This window comes from Streptomyces olivaceus (assembly GCF_000721235.1).
Taxonomy (GTDB): domain Bacteria; phylum Actinomycetota; class Actinomycetes; order Streptomycetales; family Streptomycetaceae; genus Streptomyces; species Streptomyces olivaceus.
In genome coordinates this window covers 101,077-119,515 of record NZ_JOFH01000011.1, presented here as the reverse complement: position 1 = coordinate 119,515, position 18,439 = coordinate 101,077, and the positions used below count along the sequence as shown (strand labels likewise).

Sequence of the window (18,439 nt, the reverse complement as noted above, 5' to 3'; positions counted from 1 at the left end):
TCCGGGACCCGGTCGGGTCGGCAGGGAGCCGTCGCGGTGTGCCCGCCCGCGGTGGCGCTCAGACGCGGCGCAGTACGGCTACCACCTTGCCGAGGATGGTCGCGTCGTCACCGGGGATCGGCTCGTACGCCGCGTTGTGCGGGAGGAGCCAGACGTGGCCGTCCTCGCGCTTGAAGCGCTTGACGGTGGCCTCGCCGTCGAGCATGGCCGCCACGATGTCGCCGTTCTCGGCGACCGGCTGGCGGCGGACCGTGACCCAGTCGCCGTCGCAGATCGCGGCCTCGATCATCGAGTCGCCGACGACCTTCAGCACGAACAGCTCGCCGTCGCCGACCAGCTGCCGGGGGAGCGGGAAGACGTCTTCGACGGACTCCTCGGCGAGGATCGGGCCACCGGCGGCGATGCGCCCGACGAGCGGGACGTACGACGCGGCGGGCTTGCCGGCGGTGTCCGTCGGCTGCACCGAGGCGGCCTGGTCGGAGCCGCGCACCTCGTAGGCGCGCGGACGGTGCGGGTCGCGGCGCAGGAAGCCCTTGCGCTCCAGCGCCATCAGCTGGTGCGCGACGGAGGAGGTGCTGGAGAGGCCGACGGCCTGCCCGATCTCCCGCATCGACGGCGGGTATCCACGCCGCTGCACCGAGTCGCGGATGACCTCGATCACCCGGCGCTGGCGGTCGGTCAGCCCGGAGCTGTCCGCCCGGATGCCCGGAGGTCGGCCCGGCAGGGAGCGCTTGTGCCCCTCCGGGTTCGCGGCGTCGCTCATCGCGTGCACCGGCTCAGGTCGGCCCTGGGGGCGGTCCTGGGCAGTGATGATGGCACTGTCGGCGGTGGTGGTCACGTCGGCCCCTCTCGATGGTCTCCCTGCTGCACAACGGTAGTAGCTTTCGAAAGGTTGCGCCAAACACACGTTCGAGTGAAAAAACGGGAATCGCTCGCTCGTGTCGAGCGTCCGGGTGTATGGCTGCCGCGGGGCCCGGCAGACAAAAGCGCCTATTGCTGTACTCTTCACCGCCGTAGTGGCAGCCTCGGGGGGCGTCGCTCCAGTCTGCCATCCGGCAATCCGTTCGACGGGGTGGGTCTCTCTTCCCTCGCGGTAGCCCCACCTCCCCTCCCCGCGGTGCTCACGGTATCTCCGCAAGCCCGCGGGCGACACGGCCGCGTCCTTGCGCTCCGCGGACGCGTGCCACGGTCTCGCGCCGGTCCGCGCGGCGGCGGCGTACGGGTGCTCCGAAGCCGTCCGTGAACGCGCGGCGGCGGTCCGTGTGCGGCCCGGGCCGGCTCGCCGGGCGCCGTGACCGTGTGGACCCGGCGCGACACGCGCGCGGGGCGTGTTTGTATGAGCCAATCCCCACATCTAGTGGTTGGATTGCATCAGCAGCCCACAAGTTGTGGTCCCCCGGGTCTCAAGGCTCGCCGAGATCGCTTATGCTGGGGGCTGCTTGGAGGGGCCTGAAGGGCCTTTCGAGGCTATTGAGTCAGCTGTGAGGAGGGTTCGGAGTCCATGCACTGCCCCTTCTGCAGGCACCCCGACAGCCGCGTCGTCGACAGTCGTACGACCGACGACGGGACGTCGATCCGCAGGCGCCGCCAGTGTCCCGACTGCTCCCGTCGGTTCACGACCGTGGAGACGTGTTCGCTCATGGTGGTGAAGCGGTCCGGGGTCACCGAACCGTTCAGCCGCACCAAGGTCATCAACGGTGTGCGCAAGGCCTGCCAGGGCCGGCCCGTCACCGAGGACGCGCTGGCCCAGCTCGGCCAGCGGGTCGAGGAGGCGGTGCGGGCCACCGGAAGCGCCGAGCTGACCACCCACGACGTGGGTCTGGCCATACTCGGCCCGTTGCAGGAGCTCGACCTCGTCGCCTATCTGCGATTCGCCTCGGTCTACCGGGCGTTCGACTCGCTCGAGGACTTCGAGGCCGCGATCGCGGAGCTCAGGGAGGCGACGGCAGGCCCCGGAGGCGACGGCGGCGGCGACGCGGCCGGCGCGGGGGGCCGGGAGAAACAGAACGACCGCGGGTCCACCGGGGCGGCGCAGCTCCCCGAACCCGCCGGCGCCGCCGACTGACCGGCGGGCCGGACCCGGACTACGGCGCCCGGGGCCGGCCGTACGGCGGCGAGTGAGAAAGACCTGTCGCGGGCTGTGCGAGAGATGCCCGCGATACAAGACAGAACACCGTGCCCCCGGGAACAATCGGGGCACTTCAGGGCGTTTTCGCCCGTACAGGGAGGCGGCATGACAGAGACGGCGAGCGGTCCGGCACGGAGTTCCCGCGCCAAGGCCACGAAGGCGGGCAAGGGACTCCGCGTCGAGCGCGTCCACACCACTCCCGGCGTCCACCCCTACGACGAGGTGGCCTGGGAACCCCGTGACGTCGTCATGACCAACTGGCGCGACGGCTCGGTCAACTTCGAGCAGCGCGGCGTCGAGTTCCCCGAGTTCTGGTCGGTGAACGCGGTCAACATCGTCACCAGCAAGTACTTCCGGGGCGCCGTGGGCACCCCGCAGCGCGAGGTGAGCCTGAAGCAGCTCATCGACCGCATCGTGAAGACGTACCGGAAGGCCGGCGAGGACAACAAGTACTTCGCCTCGCCCGCCGACGCCGAGATCTTCGAGCACGAGCTGGCCTACGCCCTCCTGCACCAGATCTTCAGCTTCAACAGCCCGGTCTGGTTCAACGTCGGCACGCCCCAGCCGCAGCAGGTCTCCGCCTGCTTCATCCTGTCCGTCGACGACTCCATGGAGTCGATCCTCGACTGGTACAAGGAAGAGGGCATGATCTTCAAGGGCGGCTCGGGCGCCGGCCTGAACCTCTCCCGGATCCGCTCCTCCAAGGAACTGCTCTCCTCCGGCGGCAACGCCTCGGGCCCGGTCTCCTTCATGCGCGGCGCCGACGCCTCCGCCGGCACCATCAAGTCCGGCGGCGCCACCCGCCGCGCCGCCAAGATGGTCATCCTCGACGTCGACCACCCCGACATCGAGGACTTCATCCAGACCAAGGTCTCGGAGGAGGAGAAGATCCGCGCCCTGCGCGACGCGGGCTTCGACATGGACCTGGGCGGCGACGACATCACGTCCGTCCAGTACCAGAACGCCAACAACTCGGTCCGCGTGAACGACACGTTCATGAAGGCCGTGCAGGACGGCGGCAAGTTCGGCCTGACGTCCCGCATGACCGGCGAGGTCATCGAGGAGGTCGAGGCCAAGGCGCTCTTCCGCAAGATGGCCGAGGCCGCCTGGGCCTGTGCCGACCCGGGCATCCAGTACGACGACACCATCAACCAGTGGCACACCTGCCCGGAGTCCGGCCGCATCAACGGCTCGAACCCGTGCAGCGAGTACATGCACCTGGACAACACGTCCTGCAACCTCGCCTCGCTGAACCTGATGAAGTTCCTGAAGGACGACGGCAAGGGCAACCAGTCCTTCGACGCCGAGCGCTTCGCGAAGGTCGTCGAGCTCGTCATCACCGCGATGGACATCTCCATCTGCTTCGCGGACTTCCCGACCCAGAAGATCGGCGAGAACACCCGCGCCTTCCGCCAGCTCGGCATCGGCTACGCCAACCTCGGCGCCCTGCTGATGGCGACCGGCCACGCCTACGACTCCGACGGCGGCCGTGCCCTGGCCGGCGCCATCACCTCCCTGATGACCGGCAGGTCGTACAAGCGCTCCGCCGAGCTCGCCGCGATCGTCGGCCCGTACGACGGCTACGCCCGCAACGCGCAGCCGCACCTCAGGGTCATGAAGCAGCACTCCGACGAGAACGCCAGGGCCGTCCGCGTGGACGACCTCGACACGCCGGTCTGGGCGGCCGCCACCGAGGCCTGGCAGGACGTGCTGCGCCTCGGCGAGAAGAACGGCTTCCGCAACTCCCAGGCGTCCGTCATCGCCCCGACCGGCACCATCGGCCTCGCGATGTCCTGCGACACCACCGGTCTGGAGCCCGACCTCGCCCTGGTCAAGTTCAAGAAGCTGGTCGGCGGCGGCTCGATGCAGATCGTCAACGGCACCGTCCCGCAGGCCCTGCGCCGCCTCGGCTACCACGAGGAGCAGATCGAGGCGATCGTCGCCCACATCGCCGAGAACGGCAACGTGGTCGACGCGCCCGGTCTCGCGCACGAGCACTACGAGGTGTTCGACTGCGCGATGGGCGAGCGCTCCATCTCCGCGATGGGCCACGTCCGCATGATGGCCGCCATCCAGCCGTGGATCTCCGGCGCCCTCTCCAAGACGGTCAACCTGCCGGAGTCGGCGACCGTGGAGGACGTCGAGGAGGTCTACTTCGAGGCTTGGAAGATGGGCGTCAAGGCGCTCGCCATCTACCGCGACAACTGCAAGGTCGGCCAGCCCCTCTCCGCCAAGACCAAGTCGGTCAAGGACACGGAGAAGGCGGAGATCACCGAGAAGACCGAGGCGGCGATCCGCGAGACGGTCGAGAAGGTCGTCGAGTACCGCCCGGTCCGCAAGCGCCTTCCGAAGGGTCGTCCCGGCATCACCACCTCCTTCACGGTCGGCGGCGCCGAGGGCTACATGACGGCCAACTCCTACCCGGACGACGGGCTCGGCGAGGTCTTCCTGAAGATGTCCAAGCAGGGCTCGACCCTCGCGGGCATGATGGACGCCTTCTCCATCGCGGTCTCCGTCGGCCTCCAGTACGGCGTGCCGCTGGAGACGTACGTCTCGAAGTTCACCAACATGCGCTTCGAGCCGGCCGGCATGACCGACGACCCGGACGTGCGGATGGCGCAGTCGATCGTCGACTACATCTTCCGCCGCCTGGCGCTGGACTTCCTGCCCTTCGAGACGCGCTCCGCCCTCGGCATCCACTCCGCCGAGGAGCGCCAGCGCCACCTGGAGACGGGCTCGTACGAGGCGTCCGACGACGAGGTCGACGTGGAGAGCCTGGCGCAGTCGGCTCCGCGCACCCCGGAACTGCAGGCCGTCGCCACGCCGAACGCCGAGTCCGAGGCGGCCAGGCCCGCTCCGCAGCAGGCGCACACCAGCGCCGAGCTGGTGGAGATGCAGCTGGGCATCCAGGCCGACGCACCCCTGTGCTTCTCGTGCGGCACGAAGATGCAGCGCGCCGGTTCCTGCTACATCTGCGAGGGCTGCGGCTCGACCAGCGGATGCAGCTGACGCACTGCTGACGTCCTGCGGCTCCTGGCCGCTCACGGGCGTCATCCCTGAGCGTCGCTCCTGAAGGTCCACGGAGTAAGGGGCACCCGCCATGGCGGGTGCCCCTTACTCCGTGCTGCGGTACGCCGTCAGGGCCGGCGTGCCGCGCCCATCGCGCGGGTGAACGTCGCCGGGTCACCGTCGAAGCCGTGGACCCCACCGCGGAACTCCCACGCCCCCGCCTCGTTCCTGACGAACTCGGCGACGGTCGCCGCGGTGGCGCCGAGAACTCCGCCGAAGTCGTCCGTGGCCAGATCCGTGTAACCCTCCCGGATGCGCAGGCCGGGGTTGGACACGTCGCCGAAGTGCCGGTCCTCGGTGTGCTGCTGGATGGCGACACCGATCACCACGCGCGCGTACCGGGCGTCGAGCCGCTCCAGCTCCAGCGTCATGACCTCGTCGAAACCGAAACCCTTGCCGTCCTTGCTGTCCCGGTTGAGATAGATGGTGCCGTCGGGGGAGCGGCTGTCGAAGTGCACCACGTAATCGGGCTCGCCGAACGGAGCGTCGGCCGGATAGGTTCCGGCGACGAGATCCAGGTCGGCGGGCGGCTGCCCCGCCGGAGCCGGGTCCCACCGCAGTGCGACCTCGACCTTGTCAATGCCTTTGCTGAGGCCGTTCACAGACTTCCCCTTCCCAGGTCCCCCGCCCTGCCCGGCCACCTCAAGTGCCGAGCGGTGACGGCCGGTTGTCCATCCTGCCACGCACAGCGACCCAGTTGGTGGTGAGTGGTCCTCCGGAGCGTGACCGGTGCCACGTCCCCTGGCCTTACGATGGCGCGGTGCTGGTCAAGTGGACTCGCTGCACCGTGGTGGACCGCCGCGGTTTCGAACGGGGGCAGCGAAAGTGGGCGGGGCTCCCCGGGGAGCCGGGGTTTCGGGGACAGGGGGGTGGCTGGAGCCGGGGACGGCAGGACGTGGCGCACGTCTTCGCCTTCTGGGAGAGCCGCGCCTTCTACGACTCCTTCATGGCCCGCTCCCACGACCGGCTGGCCTCGTCCCAGGCGGGCACCTTCAAGGACGCCCAGGTCAGGCTCTTCGACTACCGGTTCGACGTGAAGACGGGCTTCGAGCCCCGCTTCACCGACGCCGACCTGCTGCGGGTGGCGCTCTGCCGTGTCCACGAGGAGCGGGCCGAGCACTATGTCCTCATGCAGGAGAAGGTCTGGAACCCCGCGATGGCCGGCTCGCCCGGGATGATCCGCGGTCTGTTCGGTGAGGCACCGGGGGACGGGTACAACGAGTACCTGGTGCTGTCCATGTGGCTGTCGGCCGCCGAGCACGGCAAGTACCGCACCGAACGGGTGGAGCGGCTCGCCCTGCGCGCCCAGACGGAGGCCGACATCGCGGCCCTGACGGGAGACATCGTGCGGCTGGAACCGTCCTGGACGGTGTGAGTTCCGACCCGCCACCCGGCCCCCGAGGTGTGGAGACTGTGTGACGTACGCCGTACAGGGCCCGTACGAGTGTCCGGTTCGGGCTGTCCCGATCTAGGGTTCTGGGCATGGCACGACCACGGCGCATCGTTCTCGTCCGGCACGGGGAGTCGACCGGCAACGTCGACGACACCGTGTACGAGCGCGAACCCGACCACGCCCTGGCCCTCACCGACCAGGGCCTGGCACAGGCCGAGGCGACCGGCAAGGAACTGCGGGAGGTCTTCGGCCGGGAGCGGATCAGCGTGTACGTCTCCCCCTACCGCCGCACGCACGAGACGCTCCGTTCCTTCCGGCTCGACCCCGGCCTCATACGGGTCCGCGAGGAACCCCGGCTGCGCGAGCAGGACTGGGGGAACTGGCAGGACTGCGACGACGTGCGCCTGCAGAAGGCGTACCGCGACGCCTACGGCCACTTCTTCTACCGCTTCGCCCAGGGCGAGTCCGGCGCCGACGTCTACGACCGCGTCGGAGGCTTCCTGGAGAGCCTGTTCCGCAGCTTCGAGGACCCCGACCATCCGCCGAACGTCCTGCTGGTGACGCACGGGCTCGCCATGCGGCTGTTCTGCATGCGGTGGTTCCACTGGACGGTCGCCGAGTTCGAGTCGCTGTCCAACCCCGGGAACGCCGAGACCCGGATGCTCGTTCTCGGTGACGACGGCAGGTACACCCTCGACCGGCCCTTCGAACGCTGGCGAGATCCGGAACCGTACGGAACAACCGGATAGAGTGGCAGGGCGATGACCGCTCATTCATCTCCTGACGAGCCCCTGGGCCGGGCCCTTGCCAGCCTGCGCGGCCTGTCGGTGGGGGACGCTCTGGGCTCCCAGTTCTTCGTGCCCGCGAACTATCCGCTGCTGGGGCGCCGCGAGCTGCCGCCCGGTACCTGGCAGTGGACGGACGACACGGAGATGGCCTGTTCCGTGGTCGCCGTACTGGCCGCCCACCACCGCGTCGACCAGGACGCCCTGGCGCACTCCTTCGCCCACCACCACGACTTCGACCGGGGATACGGACCCGCGGTCAACCGGCTGCTGCGGCTGGTCCGCGAGGGCGGCGACTGGCGCGAGCTGGCCGCGGCGCTGTTCAACGGCCAGGGCTCCTGGGGCAACGGCGCCGCCATGCGCATCGCTCCGCTCGGCGCCTGGTACGCGGACGATCCGGAGCAGGCGACCCACCAGGCGGAGATCTCGGCCTACCCCACGCACCAGCACCGCGAGGCCGTCGTCGGCGCCATGGCCGTGGCTGCCGCCGCCGCGCTGGCCGCGGCCCCGTCGGGCCCGCCCGGCCCGCACCGACTCCTCGACGAGGTCATCGCCCTGGTGCCGAAGAGCGCGGTGGGCGCCGGACTGCGGCGTGCCCGGGACATGCTCGACTACGACGACGCGGGGACCGTCGCGGCGGTCCTGGGCTGCGGAAGGCGTACGACCGCGCACGACACGGTGCCCTTCGCCCTCTGGTCCGCCGCCCGCGCCCTCGGTACCTACGAGGAAGCCTTCTGGACCACCGCCCAGGTCGGCGGTGACGTGGACACGACCTGCGCGATCGTGGGCGGTGTGGTGGCCGCCGGCAAGGCGGGAGCACCGCCGGCCGCGTGGACGGAGCGGGTCGAGGCGCTGCCCGCCTGGCTGACGGCGGCGACCTGACGCGGCGCGTACGACGGAGTCCCCGGTCATCGCGACGGAGCCCCGCCGCGTACCTCCTCGAAGGACGCCGCGTACCGCGACGCGGATCCCCGTGCCCGACCGTCGGCCGGGCGCCTCGCCCGCGACCGGGCGGAGCGGGTGCCGACAGGTGTGGAACCCCCGCCGACCGTCCCCGCCCCGCCCGCGCGGCCGCAGGGTCAGCCCATCCCCGGACCGGCCGAGCCCGACAGCGCCTCCAGGTCGCTCTTGCGCACCCTGATCACCAGCCACGCCGTGGCCAGGGCGAGGACCGCCATGGCGGCGGCCGGGACGAAGGCCGCCGAGATCCCCTGCGCGAGCACCTCGTGCCCCCAGGGCGCCGGCAACTGCTGAGTCCGGGCGAACTCGGCCTTCTGCTCCGCCGAACCGTTCGTGAGCAGGTCCGGCACCTGCTGCTTCGCCTCGTCCTTGCTGGCGGTGCCGAACACCGTCGTCAGGATGGCGAGGCCGATCGACCCGCCCACCTGCTGCATCGCGTTGAGCAGACCGGACGCCGCGCCCGCCTCGTGCTGGGCGACCCCGGAGACCGCGGTCAGCGTCAGTGTCACGAAGTTCAGCCCCATGCCGAATCCGAAGACCAGCATCGGCCCCAGGATTCCGCCGACATAGGAGCTGTCGGCGCTGATGAGCGCCTGCCAGCCGAGCCCGAGCGCGGCGAGCGACGACCCGGCGATCATGAACGGCTTCGGGCCGAAGACGGGCAGGAACCGCTGGGACAGGCCCGCGCCGAGCGCGATCACCACCGTGACCGGCAGGAAGGCCAGACCGGCCTCGATGGGCGTGTAGCCCAGTACGTTCTGCACGAACAGTACGATGTAGAAGAACATGCCGAACATCGCCGCGGCCAGGCTCAGCATGATCACGTACGTGCCGGACCGGTTGCGGTCGGCGAACATCCTCAGCGGGGTGATCGGCTCCTTGGCCCGCGACTCGACGAGGACGAAGGCCACCAGCAGGACCGCCGCGGCCACGAAGGATCCGATGGTCAGACTGTCGCGCCAGCCCTCGTCCGCGGCCCGGATGAAGCCGTAGACGAGGGACGCCATACCCGCCGTCGACGTCACCGCCCCGGCGATGTCGAAGCGTCCGGAGTGCCGCTCGGACTCACTGATGTACAACGGCGCGAGTACGGCGATCAGTACGCCGATCGGCACGTTCACGAAGAGCACCCAGCGCCAGTCGAGCCATTCGGTGAGCATGCCGCCGGCCAGCAGGCCGATGGCACCGCCGCCCGCCGACACGGCCGCGAAGACGCCGAAGGCGCGGTTGCGTTCGGGTCCCTCGGGGAAGGTGGTCGTTATGAGGGCGAGCGACGTGGGCGACGCGATTGCGCCTCCCACACCCTGCAGGACGCGTGCCGCCAGCAGCTGCCAGGGCTCCTGTGCGAAGCCGCCGAGCAGCGAGGCGAAGGTGAACAGCAGGATGCCCGTCACGAACACCCGGCGCCGGCCGAGAATGTCCCCGGCCCGGCCGCCGAGCAGGAGCAGTCCGCCGAAGGTGAGCGTGTAGGCGCTCACGACCCAGGTCAGGTCGGTGGTGCTGAAACTGAGCGCGTTCTGGATGTGCGGGAGCGCGATGTTCACAATCGTCGTATCGAGTACCACCATGAGTTGGCAGGCCGCGATGACGGCGAGTGCGATGCCGGGATGCCCCTCCCGGCGGGCGGCTCCCGGCTTCTGATCCGGTATCAGAGAAGAGGTTGTCACTGTGTGTCCCCCACGAACGGATTAGTGAACGCTTGCGTTCACTGTTGCTCCCACGTTAGTGACCCGCGGACAGTGAACGCAACCGTTCACTTAGCGCGTTGTCGCGCGTCCGGTCCCCCGGCTCAGGCCGCGCGACGCGCACTTTGTCACCGAATGCCCGCTTCCCCCGCACTCTGGAGACCCCCGACATGGTTGCTTCGCACTGGGTGGCCGCCTCCGCCCAGACCCCTTCCCGCCGGCGTGGCGCGGTACTGGAACGCGCGATCCTCGACGCCGCGCTGGACCAGCTGAGCACGGTCGGATGGAAGGGTCTGACGATGGAGGGGGTGGCCGCGGGCGCGCAGACCGGCAAGGCCGCCGTCTACCGGCGCTGGCCCTCCAAGGAGGACCTCGTGGCGGACGCGCTGCTGTCCGGGCTGCCGGACTTCGACAAGGTGCCCGACCTCGGCAGCGTGCGCGAGGACCTGCTGGAGCTGTGCCGCAGGGCGCGCGACGCGATGTACTCCCGGCCCGGGTTCGCTCTGCGCTCGGTCATTCACGAATGCGACAGCATGGAGGCCGAACGCTTCCATTCGGTCATCGTCAAAGGCTTGGTCGAACCGACCCTCAAGCTGCTCTGCGAGGTCATCAACCGTGGAATAGAGCGAGGAGAGGTCCGGCGTGACGCCGCCAACGGATTCGTCTTCGACGCCATCCCGGCGATGATGATGTATCGCTCGAAGGTTTGTGCAAGCGAATGGGAAGACCAGGAGCTGGAGGGGATGATCGACCAGTTCATGGTCCCGCTGCTGCGGCCCGACGGAGCCTGAGCGCCCCCTTCGGCGTCGCCGGTCCGTCTTGGGAGACCGGGGTGTCGCCGGGGGATCACGGCGGCGTACGCTAGAGGCGCCATGCCGTACGAACCACCCACTCACACCGTCGAGCGCTCTCTTCGCGCCACGACCGGAGCGAAGGTCATTGCCGGTGTCGACGAGGTGGGGCGCGGCGCGTGGGCCGGACCCGTCACCGTCTGTGCCGCGGTCACCGGACTGCGCCGGCCTCCGGCCGGACTGACCGACTCCAAACTGCTCACCATCAAGCGACGCACGGAACTTGCCGTGGTGTTGCAGACCTGGGTGACGTGCCACGCGCTGGGACACGCCTCCCCGGAGGAGATCGACGCCATGGGGATGACCGCCGCGCTGCGACTGGCGGCGGTACGTGCCCTGGAGGCCCTGCCCGTTCGTCCCGAGGCCGTCATCCTCGACGGCAAGCACGACTATCTCGGGGTGCCCTGGCGGGTCCGTACGGTGATCAAGGGTGACCAGTCCTGTGTGGCCGTCGCCGCGGCCTCGGTGCTCGCCAAGGTCCAGCGCGACAAAATGATGGCCGAACTGGGTCTCGAACATGCAGACTTCGGTTTCGCGGACAATGCCGGGTATCCATCGCCCGTGCACAAGGCCGCACTGGAGGAGCGGGGCCCCACCCCGCACCACCGGTTGTCGTGGGCGTATCTTGATGCGCTGCCCCAGTGGCGGCACCTCAAGAAGGCCCGCAGTTGGGCGGAGGGAAGCGTTCCGGAGATCGAGGGTCAGCTCGGCTTCGATTTCTGACGGTTCCGGTCGCAGTCAAGTGCCACCCGCCGACGCGAGTCGCACCAACGTTTGATTAATATCAGCTCATGCCTCTCATTCCCGAGGAGCCTCAGATTCACGAGAAGGCCCAGGGTCCCCGCGCCACTCCGGCCAGTGGCCGCACCGCGCCGACCCCTCGCCCCGTACCCGGCCCCCGTCCCGCGGCTCCGCCGCGCCCCGGCCGTCCCGGCCCGGCGCGGCCGGCGGCTCCGGCGCAGCGCGCGTCGCGCGACACGGCCGCCAAGCCCGCGCCGTCGGGCCCCGCCGCTGCCGCGCCCGCCAGGTCGGCCCCGCAGATCCAGTTGATCCCGGCCACTCCCGAAGGCGCGCTCGACGCCGCGGAAGAGGCCGTGGACCTGCTGCTGGACTCGGGTCGTGCCCCCGGCGACGTGCTGGTGGTCACCACCGGTGAGCCCCACCCGTGGGCCACCCACGAACTGTCCTTCGGCGATGCCGCCTACTGGGCGCAGCACGACGCGGGCGACGACGTCTTCTACACCGACGCCGCAGCCGTGGACCGTGCCGCGTCACGGGCCGTTGTCGTGGTCGCGCTCAACGGCGGCGACGAAGCCGCCGCTGCCACCGTCCTGCCCCTGGCCCGCTCCCGGGCCGGCACCCTGCTGATCGTCTGCGGCGACCCGCAGCGGGTCAACTCGGTGCTGGGCGCGGGCGTCTGACCGCCGTTCCGCCGCGTGCGGCGGACACCGGGGCGGCGCACAGTGCCGTCCCGGGCCTTCGCGCGACGGTGCTCCCGGCTCGCCGGGCGTCTTAGGTACGGGCCTGCTTCACGCGGCATCCGCGGGTGCGGTCCCTGCCGGCGCGCGGAGTCGGTGTCGGGGCTGCGCTCCGGCGCGGAGTGCGACTCCGTGGGAACAACGGGGACGGCGTACGCCCTGCGTGGACGAACGCCCTGTGTGCCAGGTCCTGACACGTTCCCAGTGCGGAACGGGGCGGGGGCCCGGCCTGCCGCGCCGGTGACGCTCAGCGGGCGGCCGCGCGGCGCAGCACGTCCGAGGCGACCCCGCCGGTGCGCGGCGGCGGTGGCGGCGTCTCCGCGGTGGCGAAGGGCTCGGGTGCCGACGCCGCGTGCGGTCTGCGCCCGCCGCGGCCCTCGCCGAGGACCTGCCAGCCGTCCCGGGTCAGTGTGATGTACGCGCCGCAGCGCAGCCCGTGCAGGGTGCACGCGTCTCGCAGGCCCCACATCCACGCGCCGTCCTCCTCCGTCCAACGCGCGTCGCCCTCACGGCAGTAGAGCAGCACGGCCGTGCGCACCGGCGTGCGCCGGCGCAGATCGTGCGGTATGACCCGGCGCAGCTGGGACAACAGCGCGTTGCGGAAGACCCAGCCGTCGGCCGGTGACCGCCGACTGGTGAACGAGGCGCTGGCGCACAGCCGTTCGTCCGGATCCAGTACGGCGACGACCGCGGTGGCCGGCGCCGGGCGGTGCCGCGTGTGCAGCCCACTGACGACCTCCCGCGGACTGCGCAGCAGCGGGATTCCGGCGGCGGCCCACTCCGCCGGTTCGAGTATGCGGGTGGCGGACGCGGCGGACGACGAGAACGAGGCCGCCGAGGACGGAGCGAATCCGAAGGTCACGTTCCTCCCTTCGGCTACGCGCCCACACTGCGGGCAGGGTCGGATTCGGGGAGCGCCCACCGCAGCGGAGCCCTGCCGGATCACCGACGGGCCGTGCGGGGAGCGGACTTCAATTCTTCCTGTCGAACTGGAATGCGGCAACGAGCAATTGCGACCGGCGGCCGATATCGGGTGATGCGCGTGCTATATCCCTACCCGCCGAGGCGCCGGGTGACGCACGAGTCGCCCTCGCGAGCCCCCTCCGGAGGAGACACGGCCCGTCGTCCGGACCGGGTCCGGATTCGCCGATTGTCAGTGTCATCGGGTTGCATGGAGGCATGGACCATCCGGAACTGCGCACCGAAGCCGACGCCGTCCTCGCCGAGCTCGTCGGTGACCCCGGCGGGTCGGCGCGGCTGCGGGAGGACCAGTGGCAGGCGGTGGCCGCACTCGTCGAGGAGCGTCGGCGGGCTCTGGTGGTGCAGCGAACCGGCTGGGGCAAGTCGGCGGTGTACTTCGTCGCCACCGCGCTGCTGCGCCGACGCGGCGCCGGTCCCACGGTGATCATCTCGCCGCTGCTTGCGCTGATGCGCAACCAGGTCGAATCGGCGGCACGCGCGGGGATCCGGGCGCGCACGATCAACTCGGCCAACCCGGAGGAGTGGGAGGCGATCTACGGTGAGGTGGAGCGCGGCGAGACCGACGTCCTCCTCGTCAGCCCGGAGCGCCTGAACTCCGTCGACTTCCGTGACCAGGTACTGCCCAGGCTCGCGGCCACGACGGGCCTCCTCGTGGTGGACGAGGCACACTGCATCTCCGACTGGGGGCACGATTTCCGCCCCGACTACCGAAGGCTGCGCACCATGCTGGCCGAGTTGCCGGCCGGAGTGCCGGTGCTGGCCACGACGGCGACCGCGAACGCGCGCGTGACCGCGGACGTCGCGGAGCAGCTGGGTACGGGTAGCGAGGATGCTCTCGTGCTGCGCGGACCGCTCGACCGGGAGAGCCTCCGGCTCGGGGTGCTGCGGCTGCCGGACGCGGCGCACCGGCTGGCGTGGCTGGGGGAGCGGCTGGGGGAGCTGCCGGGATCAGGGATCATCTACACGCTGACGGTGGCGGCGGCGGAGGAGGTCGCGGCGTTCCTGCGGCAGTGCGGGTACCCGGTGGCCTCCTACACGGGGAAGACGGAGAACGCCGACCGGCTGCAGGCGGAGGAGGATCTGCTGGCGAACCGCGTGAAGGCACTGGTGGCGACCTCCGCGCTGGGCATGGGCTTCGACAAGCCCGACCTCGGGTTCGTCGTGCACCTGGGCTCGCCCTCGTCCCCCATCGCGTATTACCAGCAGGTGGGGCGCGCGGGGCGCGGGGTGGACCACGCGGACGTGCTGCTGCTCCCGGGGCGGGAGGACGAGGCGATCTGGGCGTATTTCGCTTCCGTGGGCTTCCCGCCCGAGGAGCAGGTACGGCGGACGCTGGCGGTACTGGAGGAGGCGGGGCGCCCACTGTCGCTGCCGGCCCTTGAGCCGCTGGTGGACCTCCGGCGTTCGCGGCTGGAGACGATGCTCAAGGTGCTGGACGTGGACGGCGCCGTCCAGCGTGTGAAGGGCGGCTGGACGGCGACGGGACAGCCGTGGACCTACGACGCGGAGCGGTATGCGTGGGTGGCCCGGCAGCGCGAGGCCGAGCAGCAGGCCATGCGGGACTACGTGGCGACCACGGAGTGCCGGATGGAGTTCCTGCAGCGGCAGCTGGACGACGAGAAGGCGGTCCCGTGCGGTCGCTGCGACACCTGCGTCGGCCCCTGGCTCGATCCTGCCGTCTCTCCCGAGGCCCTCGCGGCGGCGACGGGCGAGCTGGACCGCCCGGGCGTCGAGGTCGAGCCCCGCAAGATGTGGCCGACCGGGCTCGCCGCGGTCGGCATGGACCTGAAGGGCCGTATCCCCGTCGGCCAGCAGGCGACCACGGGACGTGCGCTGGGCAGGCTCTCGGACATCGGCTGGGGCAACCGGCTGCGGCCGATCCTGGCGGAGCAGGCGGCCGACGGCCCCGTCCCGGACGACGTGCTGGCCGCCGTGGTGACGGTGCTGGCCGACTGGGCCCGTTCGCCGGGCGGGTGGGCCGACGGTTCTCCCGACGCCGTGGCGAGGCCCGTGGGCGTCGTGGCGATGCCCTCCCGCACCCGCCCCCGGTTGGTCACGTCCCTGGCCGAGGGCGTGGCCCGGGTCGGCAGGCTCCCGCTGCTGGGCAGCCTGGCCTACACGCCTCACGCCGACGAATACGCCGCCCACCGGAGCAACTCCGCCCAGCGGCTGCGGGCTCTGGCCGCCTCCTTCACGGTGCCGGGCGAACTCGAGACCGCCCTGGCCGAAAACCCCGGCCCGGTGCTGCTCGTCGACGACCGCACCGACTCCGGCTGGACCCTGGCCGTCGGGGCGCGCCTCCTGCGCCAGGCCGGAGCCGGCCCGGTTCTCCCACTCGTCCTCGCGCTGGCCGGATAGGCCGAGCGGGGCGGGCCGAGCCGGAGGGGTCATGCCGGACGCGCCGAGTGATGGGCCGAGCCGGACGGCGCCGAAGCCACGAGAAGCCGCCCGCCGTCCGGCTCCGCGTGCGGACGGCTGTGCCTGGCTGACGTGCCCCTGACCGAAGTTATCCACAGGGCAAAACGGAGATTCGTGATTCGCGAGATCGTCGAGTCATGACGAACCACAACGGTCCGGTCGGCTCCTCGGAGAACGGCGACAATCCCTGCTCCGCGCAGCCCGCCTTCCACGCGAGCCCCGACGAACACCAGGTCACCCTGCGCACTCCGGCCGAACTCGCCGACGCCCTGCCCTACCTGCTGGGGTACCGACCCGAGGACAGCATCGTCCTGGCCGCCCTCCGCGAAAGGGAGGGGCGCGGGCGATTCGGCGGCCGGGCGCGGCTTGGCATTCCGCCCGACCCGGACGACTGGGCGGGGGCGGCCGGGCAACTGGTCCGCGGCCTGGTGACGGGCGCCGAGCGGCGCGGAACCCGGCCCGAGCAGATGGTCGCCTACCTCTGTCAGGAACCGGCTCGCGGGGAGACCGGCCGCGAGGTCATGGAGCGACTGAGGCCGCTGGCCCAGAAGCTGCGGGTCGAGTGCGGCGCCCTCGACATCCCGGTGGTCGAGGCGCTGTGCATCTCCGCCGGGCGTTTCTGGTCCTACTGCTGCGACGAAGCGGCCTGCTGCCCGCCCGAGGGCCTCCCCATGGGGCTGCCAGGTACGTCGGTGCTGGCCGCGGCGGCCACTTACGCCGGTATCCAGGTACGCGGCCCGCTCAGCGACCTGCACGCGCGCCTGCTGCCCCGGGAGGGCGCCGTGGCGGTCGAGCAGGCGGCCGCGCTGGACGCCGCGGCCACGACACTGGTCTCCCGGATCCTCGACGACGCCGGCCGCGCAGAGGTGGCCGAGGAGACGCTGGCCGCGGCGGAGCGAGCGATGCGGCACCTTGCCGAGGCCCAGCCCGTGTCAGGAGTGCAGGCCGAGGATCTGCGGGACGACCGGCTGCTCGCCCACGAGGAGGCGGCGGCGCTGATCCTCGGCCTGCAGGACCGCACGACACGCGACCGCGCGGCGGCCTGGATGGAGGGCGACGAGGCAGGACCGGCGCTGCGCCTGTGGCGGGCCCTGGCACGCCGCTGCGTCGGGGCGTACGGCGAGCACGCGGCCGCGCCCCTCACCCTCGCCGGATGGGTCGCCTGGTCCACCGGCGACGAACTGGAGGCCCGAGAGGCCCTGGCCATGGCACTCGGCGCCGACCCCGGCTATCTCTTCGCCCGGCTCCTCCATCAGGCGTGCAATGAGGGGCTCGATCCCGAGTCGATCCGCCGCTGCCTGCGTGCGGAGCGTGCCGGCCCGGAGGGCGCGGAAGCCGACGCTTCGGACGGTGTCGGGCAGAGCACCGGTTGCGTGGAGCGGGAGCCCGCCGAACCGGCGTCGGGCCCACAGCCCGGCTCTCGCCGCCGCAAGCGTCCCCAGGGCCCGTCCGGCGCTGCCCGCCGTCGGACCAGGGCGCGGGATGCCGGCCCCGCCGCGAAGATCGGGCGTCCCCGTACTCCGGCCGGGACCGACCGTCCGGGCGCCACACACCCCGGCCGGACGCGTGCGCGCTTCCCGGGATCGCACACCGCGGGTCACCAGGAGCCCCGCTTGGAGGGAAGCCGCGGGGGAGAGCAGCGGACCGAAGGGGGTGGCGAACGCGCCTGAGGCGGACGGCCGGACCGGAGGAACACTTCGGCGCGGGAGGCCATGATCCAGGACGTCCCGACCAGTCGCTGCAGGGCCCCGCGCGTCGGCACGGGTGAGGCCGCGCGCCCGCATGGACGCGTCCGGCCGGGCGCCCACCGTCCGCAGTGGATCAATACCCGGAGCAGCAGCTGAAGGGACTGATTATCGTCAGGCAGACGACTATGATCACCGCATGCCCTACGACCCGTCAGCCTTCCCGCCCTTCGCCGTCACCGTGGACCTGGTCGTGCTGACCGTTCGCCGCCACTCGCTGTGTGCGCTGGCGGTGCGCAGGGGCGAGCCGCCCTTCCAGGGGCGCTGGGCCCTGCCCGGCGGCTTCGTGCGGGAGGGCGAGGACCTGTCGCAGGCGGCGGCCCGGGAGCTGGCCGAGGAGACGGGACTGTGCGTCCACGACCCGGCCGCGCCCACCCAGGACAACGGCGCCCACCTGGAGCAGCTCGCGACGTACGGCGACCCCGGGCGCGACCCCCGGATGCGGGTGGTCAGCGTCGCCCACCTGGCGCTCGCTCCGGACCTGCCCGCACCACGGGCGGGCGGCGACGCCAGCAACGCCCGCTGGGCGGCGGTCGGGGAACTGCTGGAGCAGAGCGGTTACGGCCATGCCGGTCAACCGGCGGCGCCACTCGCCTTCGACCACGCCCAGATCCTGGCCGACGGCGTGGAGAGGGCCCGTTCCAAGATCGAGTACTCGTCGCTGGCCACGGCCTTCTGCCCGTCCGAGTTCACCGTCGGCGAGCTGCGCCGCGTCTACGAGGCGGTATGGAGCGTGGCGCTTGATCCGCGCAACTTCCACCGGAAGGTGACGGGCACACCGGGTTTCCTCGTGCCCACGGGAGGGACGACCACCCGCCAGGGCGGGCGGCCCGCCCAGCTCTTCCGCGCGGGCGGCGCGACCCTCCTCAACCCTCCGATGCTGCGTCCCGAGGTCTGACGTGGAGCGGGGCCGCCCCGGGCCGAAAGGCGGGCAGGTGACCGACGA

Annotated in this window: 15 protein-coding genes; 11 read left to right on the top strand and 4 right to left on the bottom strand. The window is 71.3% G+C overall.

Going from position 1 to position 18,439, the window contains the following annotated elements:
- Positions 1–58: 58 nt before the first annotated feature.
- Positions 59–838, bottom strand: a complete 780-nt coding sequence (lexA, locus tag IG94_RS0114155) for a transcriptional repressor LexA (RefSeq protein WP_031035398.1) — start codon at positions 836–838, stop codon at positions 59–61.
- Positions 839–1,501: 663 nt separating this feature from the next.
- Here lexA and nrdR point away from each other — a divergent pair.
- Positions 1,502–2,065, top strand: a complete 564-nt coding sequence (gene nrdR / locus IG94_RS0114150; protein WP_031035396.1) for a transcriptional regulator NrdR — start codon at positions 1,502–1,504, stop codon at positions 2,063–2,065.
- A gap of 168 nt (positions 2,066–2,233) precedes the next feature.
- On the top strand, positions 2,234–5,137 hold the full coding sequence (locus IG94_RS0114145; RefSeq protein ID WP_031035394.1) for a vitamin B12-dependent ribonucleotide reductase: 2,904 nt from the start codon (positions 2,234–2,236) through the stop codon (positions 5,135–5,137).
- A gap of 128 nt (positions 5,138–5,265) precedes the next feature.
- On the opposite strand, the gene IG94_RS0114140 is transcribed toward IG94_RS0114145, so the two are convergent.
- Positions 5,266–5,799, bottom strand: coding sequence for a TerD family protein (locus tag IG94_RS0114140; protein ID WP_031035392.1), 534 nt, complete (start codon positions 5,797–5,799; stop codon positions 5,266–5,268).
- Between the two features lie 158 nt (positions 5,800–5,957).
- On the opposite strand from IG94_RS0114140, the gene IG94_RS38590 reads away from it, so the two are divergent.
- The 3 genes from IG94_RS38590 to IG94_RS0114125 all read left to right on the top strand — a co-directional run bounded on the left by IG94_RS38590 (position 5,958) and on the right by IG94_RS0114125 (position 8,257).
- A complete protein-coding gene (locus IG94_RS38590) occupies positions 5,958–6,572 on the top strand; it encodes a YdbC family protein (protein ID WP_037768974.1) in 615 nt (204 codons plus the stop codon).
- A 107-nt stretch (positions 6,573–6,679) separates the two neighbouring features.
- Positions 6,680–7,339 carry a histidine phosphatase family protein gene (locus tag IG94_RS0114130; RefSeq protein ID WP_031035387.1) on the top strand — a complete coding sequence of 220 codons (660 nt, stop codon included), beginning with the start codon at positions 6,680–6,682 and terminating at the stop codon, positions 7,337–7,339.
- A 12-nt stretch (positions 7,340–7,351) separates the two neighbouring features.
- On the top strand, positions 7,352–8,257 hold the full coding sequence (locus tag IG94_RS0114125) for an ADP-ribosylglycohydrolase family protein (protein ID WP_031035385.1): 906 nt from the start codon (positions 7,352–7,354) through the stop codon (positions 8,255–8,257).
- Between the two features lie 197 nt (positions 8,258–8,454).
- On the opposite strand, the gene IG94_RS0114120 is transcribed toward IG94_RS0114125, so the two are convergent.
- Positions 8,455–10,002, bottom strand: a complete 1,548-nt coding sequence (locus IG94_RS0114120; RefSeq protein ID WP_031035383.1) for an MFS transporter — start codon at positions 10,000–10,002, stop codon at positions 8,455–8,457.
- Positions 10,003–10,190: 188 nt separating this feature from the next.
- Here IG94_RS0114120 and IG94_RS0114115 point away from each other — a divergent pair, with 188 nt between their 5' ends.
- From IG94_RS0114115 to IG94_RS0114105, 3 genes are all read left to right on the top strand, one after another.
- Positions 10,191–10,811: a TetR/AcrR family transcriptional regulator gene (locus IG94_RS0114115; protein ID WP_031035381.1), complete on the top strand. Its 621-nt coding sequence runs from the start codon at positions 10,191–10,193 to the stop codon at positions 10,809–10,811.
- An 81-nt stretch (positions 10,812–10,892) separates the two neighbouring features.
- Positions 10,893–11,594 (top strand): ribonuclease HII, encoded by a 702-nt coding sequence (locus IG94_RS0114110; protein ID WP_031035379.1) that lies wholly within the window; start codon positions 10,893–10,895, stop codon positions 11,592–11,594.
- Positions 11,595–11,662: 68 nt separating this feature from the next.
- A complete protein-coding gene (locus IG94_RS0114105) occupies positions 11,663–12,292 on the top strand; it encodes a hypothetical protein (protein ID WP_031035377.1) in 630 nt (209 codons plus the stop codon).
- A 304-nt stretch (positions 12,293–12,596) separates the two neighbouring features.
- Here the strand turns inward: IG94_RS0114105 and IG94_RS0114100 are convergent, their stop codons facing one another.
- Positions 12,597–13,211 carry a hypothetical protein gene (locus IG94_RS0114100; protein WP_031035376.1) on the bottom strand — a complete coding sequence of 205 codons (615 nt, stop codon included), beginning with the start codon at positions 13,209–13,211 and terminating at the stop codon, positions 12,597–12,599.
- A 317-nt stretch (positions 13,212–13,528) separates the two neighbouring features.
- Between IG94_RS0114100 and IG94_RS0114095 the strand changes: the two genes are divergently transcribed.
- From IG94_RS0114095 to IG94_RS0114085, 3 genes are all read left to right on the top strand, one after another.
- Entirely contained in the window at positions 13,529–15,688 is a 2,160-nt protein-coding gene (locus tag IG94_RS0114095; RefSeq protein WP_031035374.1) for a RecQ family ATP-dependent DNA helicase, read from the top strand.
- A 197-nt stretch (positions 15,689–15,885) separates the two neighbouring features.
- Positions 15,886–17,418 (top strand): DUF4192 domain-containing protein, encoded by a 1,533-nt coding sequence (locus IG94_RS0114090; RefSeq protein ID WP_031035372.1) that lies wholly within the window; start codon positions 15,886–15,888, stop codon positions 17,416–17,418.
- A gap of 214 nt (positions 17,419–17,632) precedes the next feature.
- Positions 17,633–18,391, top strand: coding sequence for an NUDIX hydrolase (locus IG94_RS0114085; RefSeq protein ID WP_031035370.1), 759 nt, complete (start codon positions 17,633–17,635; stop codon positions 18,389–18,391).
- Positions 18,392–18,439 lie beyond the last annotated feature (48 nt).

Bases quoted from the DNA above. Each gene is read 5' to 3' on its own strand.
- nrdR (WP_031035396.1), top strand. From the start codon at position 1,502: ATGCACTGCCCCTTCTGCAGGCACCCCGACAGCCGCGTCGTCGACAGT.
- IG94_RS0114145 (WP_031035394.1), top strand. From the start codon at position 2,234: ATGACAGAGACGGCGAGCGGTCCGGCACGGAGTTCCCGCGCCAAGGCC.
- IG94_RS0114130 (WP_031035387.1), top strand. From the start codon at position 6,680: ATGGCACGACCACGGCGCATCGTTCTCGTCCGGCACGGGGAGTCGACC.
- IG94_RS0114125 (WP_031035385.1), top strand. From the start codon at position 7,352: ATGACCGCTCATTCATCTCCTGACGAGCCCCTGGGCCGGGCCCTTGCC.
- IG94_RS0114115 (WP_031035381.1), top strand. From the start codon at position 10,191: ATGGTTGCTTCGCACTGGGTGGCCGCCTCCGCCCAGACCCCTTCCCGC.
- IG94_RS0114110 (WP_031035379.1), top strand. From the start codon at position 10,893: ATGCCGTACGAACCACCCACTCACACCGTCGAGCGCTCTCTTCGCGCC.
- IG94_RS0114105 (WP_031035377.1), top strand. From the start codon at position 11,663: ATGCCTCTCATTCCCGAGGAGCCTCAGATTCACGAGAAGGCCCAGGGT.
- IG94_RS0114095 (WP_031035374.1), top strand. From the start codon at position 13,529: ATGGACCATCCGGAACTGCGCACCGAAGCCGACGCCGTCCTCGCCGAG.
- IG94_RS0114090 (WP_031035372.1), top strand. From the start codon at position 15,886: ATGACGAACCACAACGGTCCGGTCGGCTCCTCGGAGAACGGCGACAAT.
- IG94_RS0114085 (WP_031035370.1), top strand. From the start codon at position 17,633: ATGCCCTACGACCCGTCAGCCTTCCCGCCCTTCGCCGTCACCGTGGAC.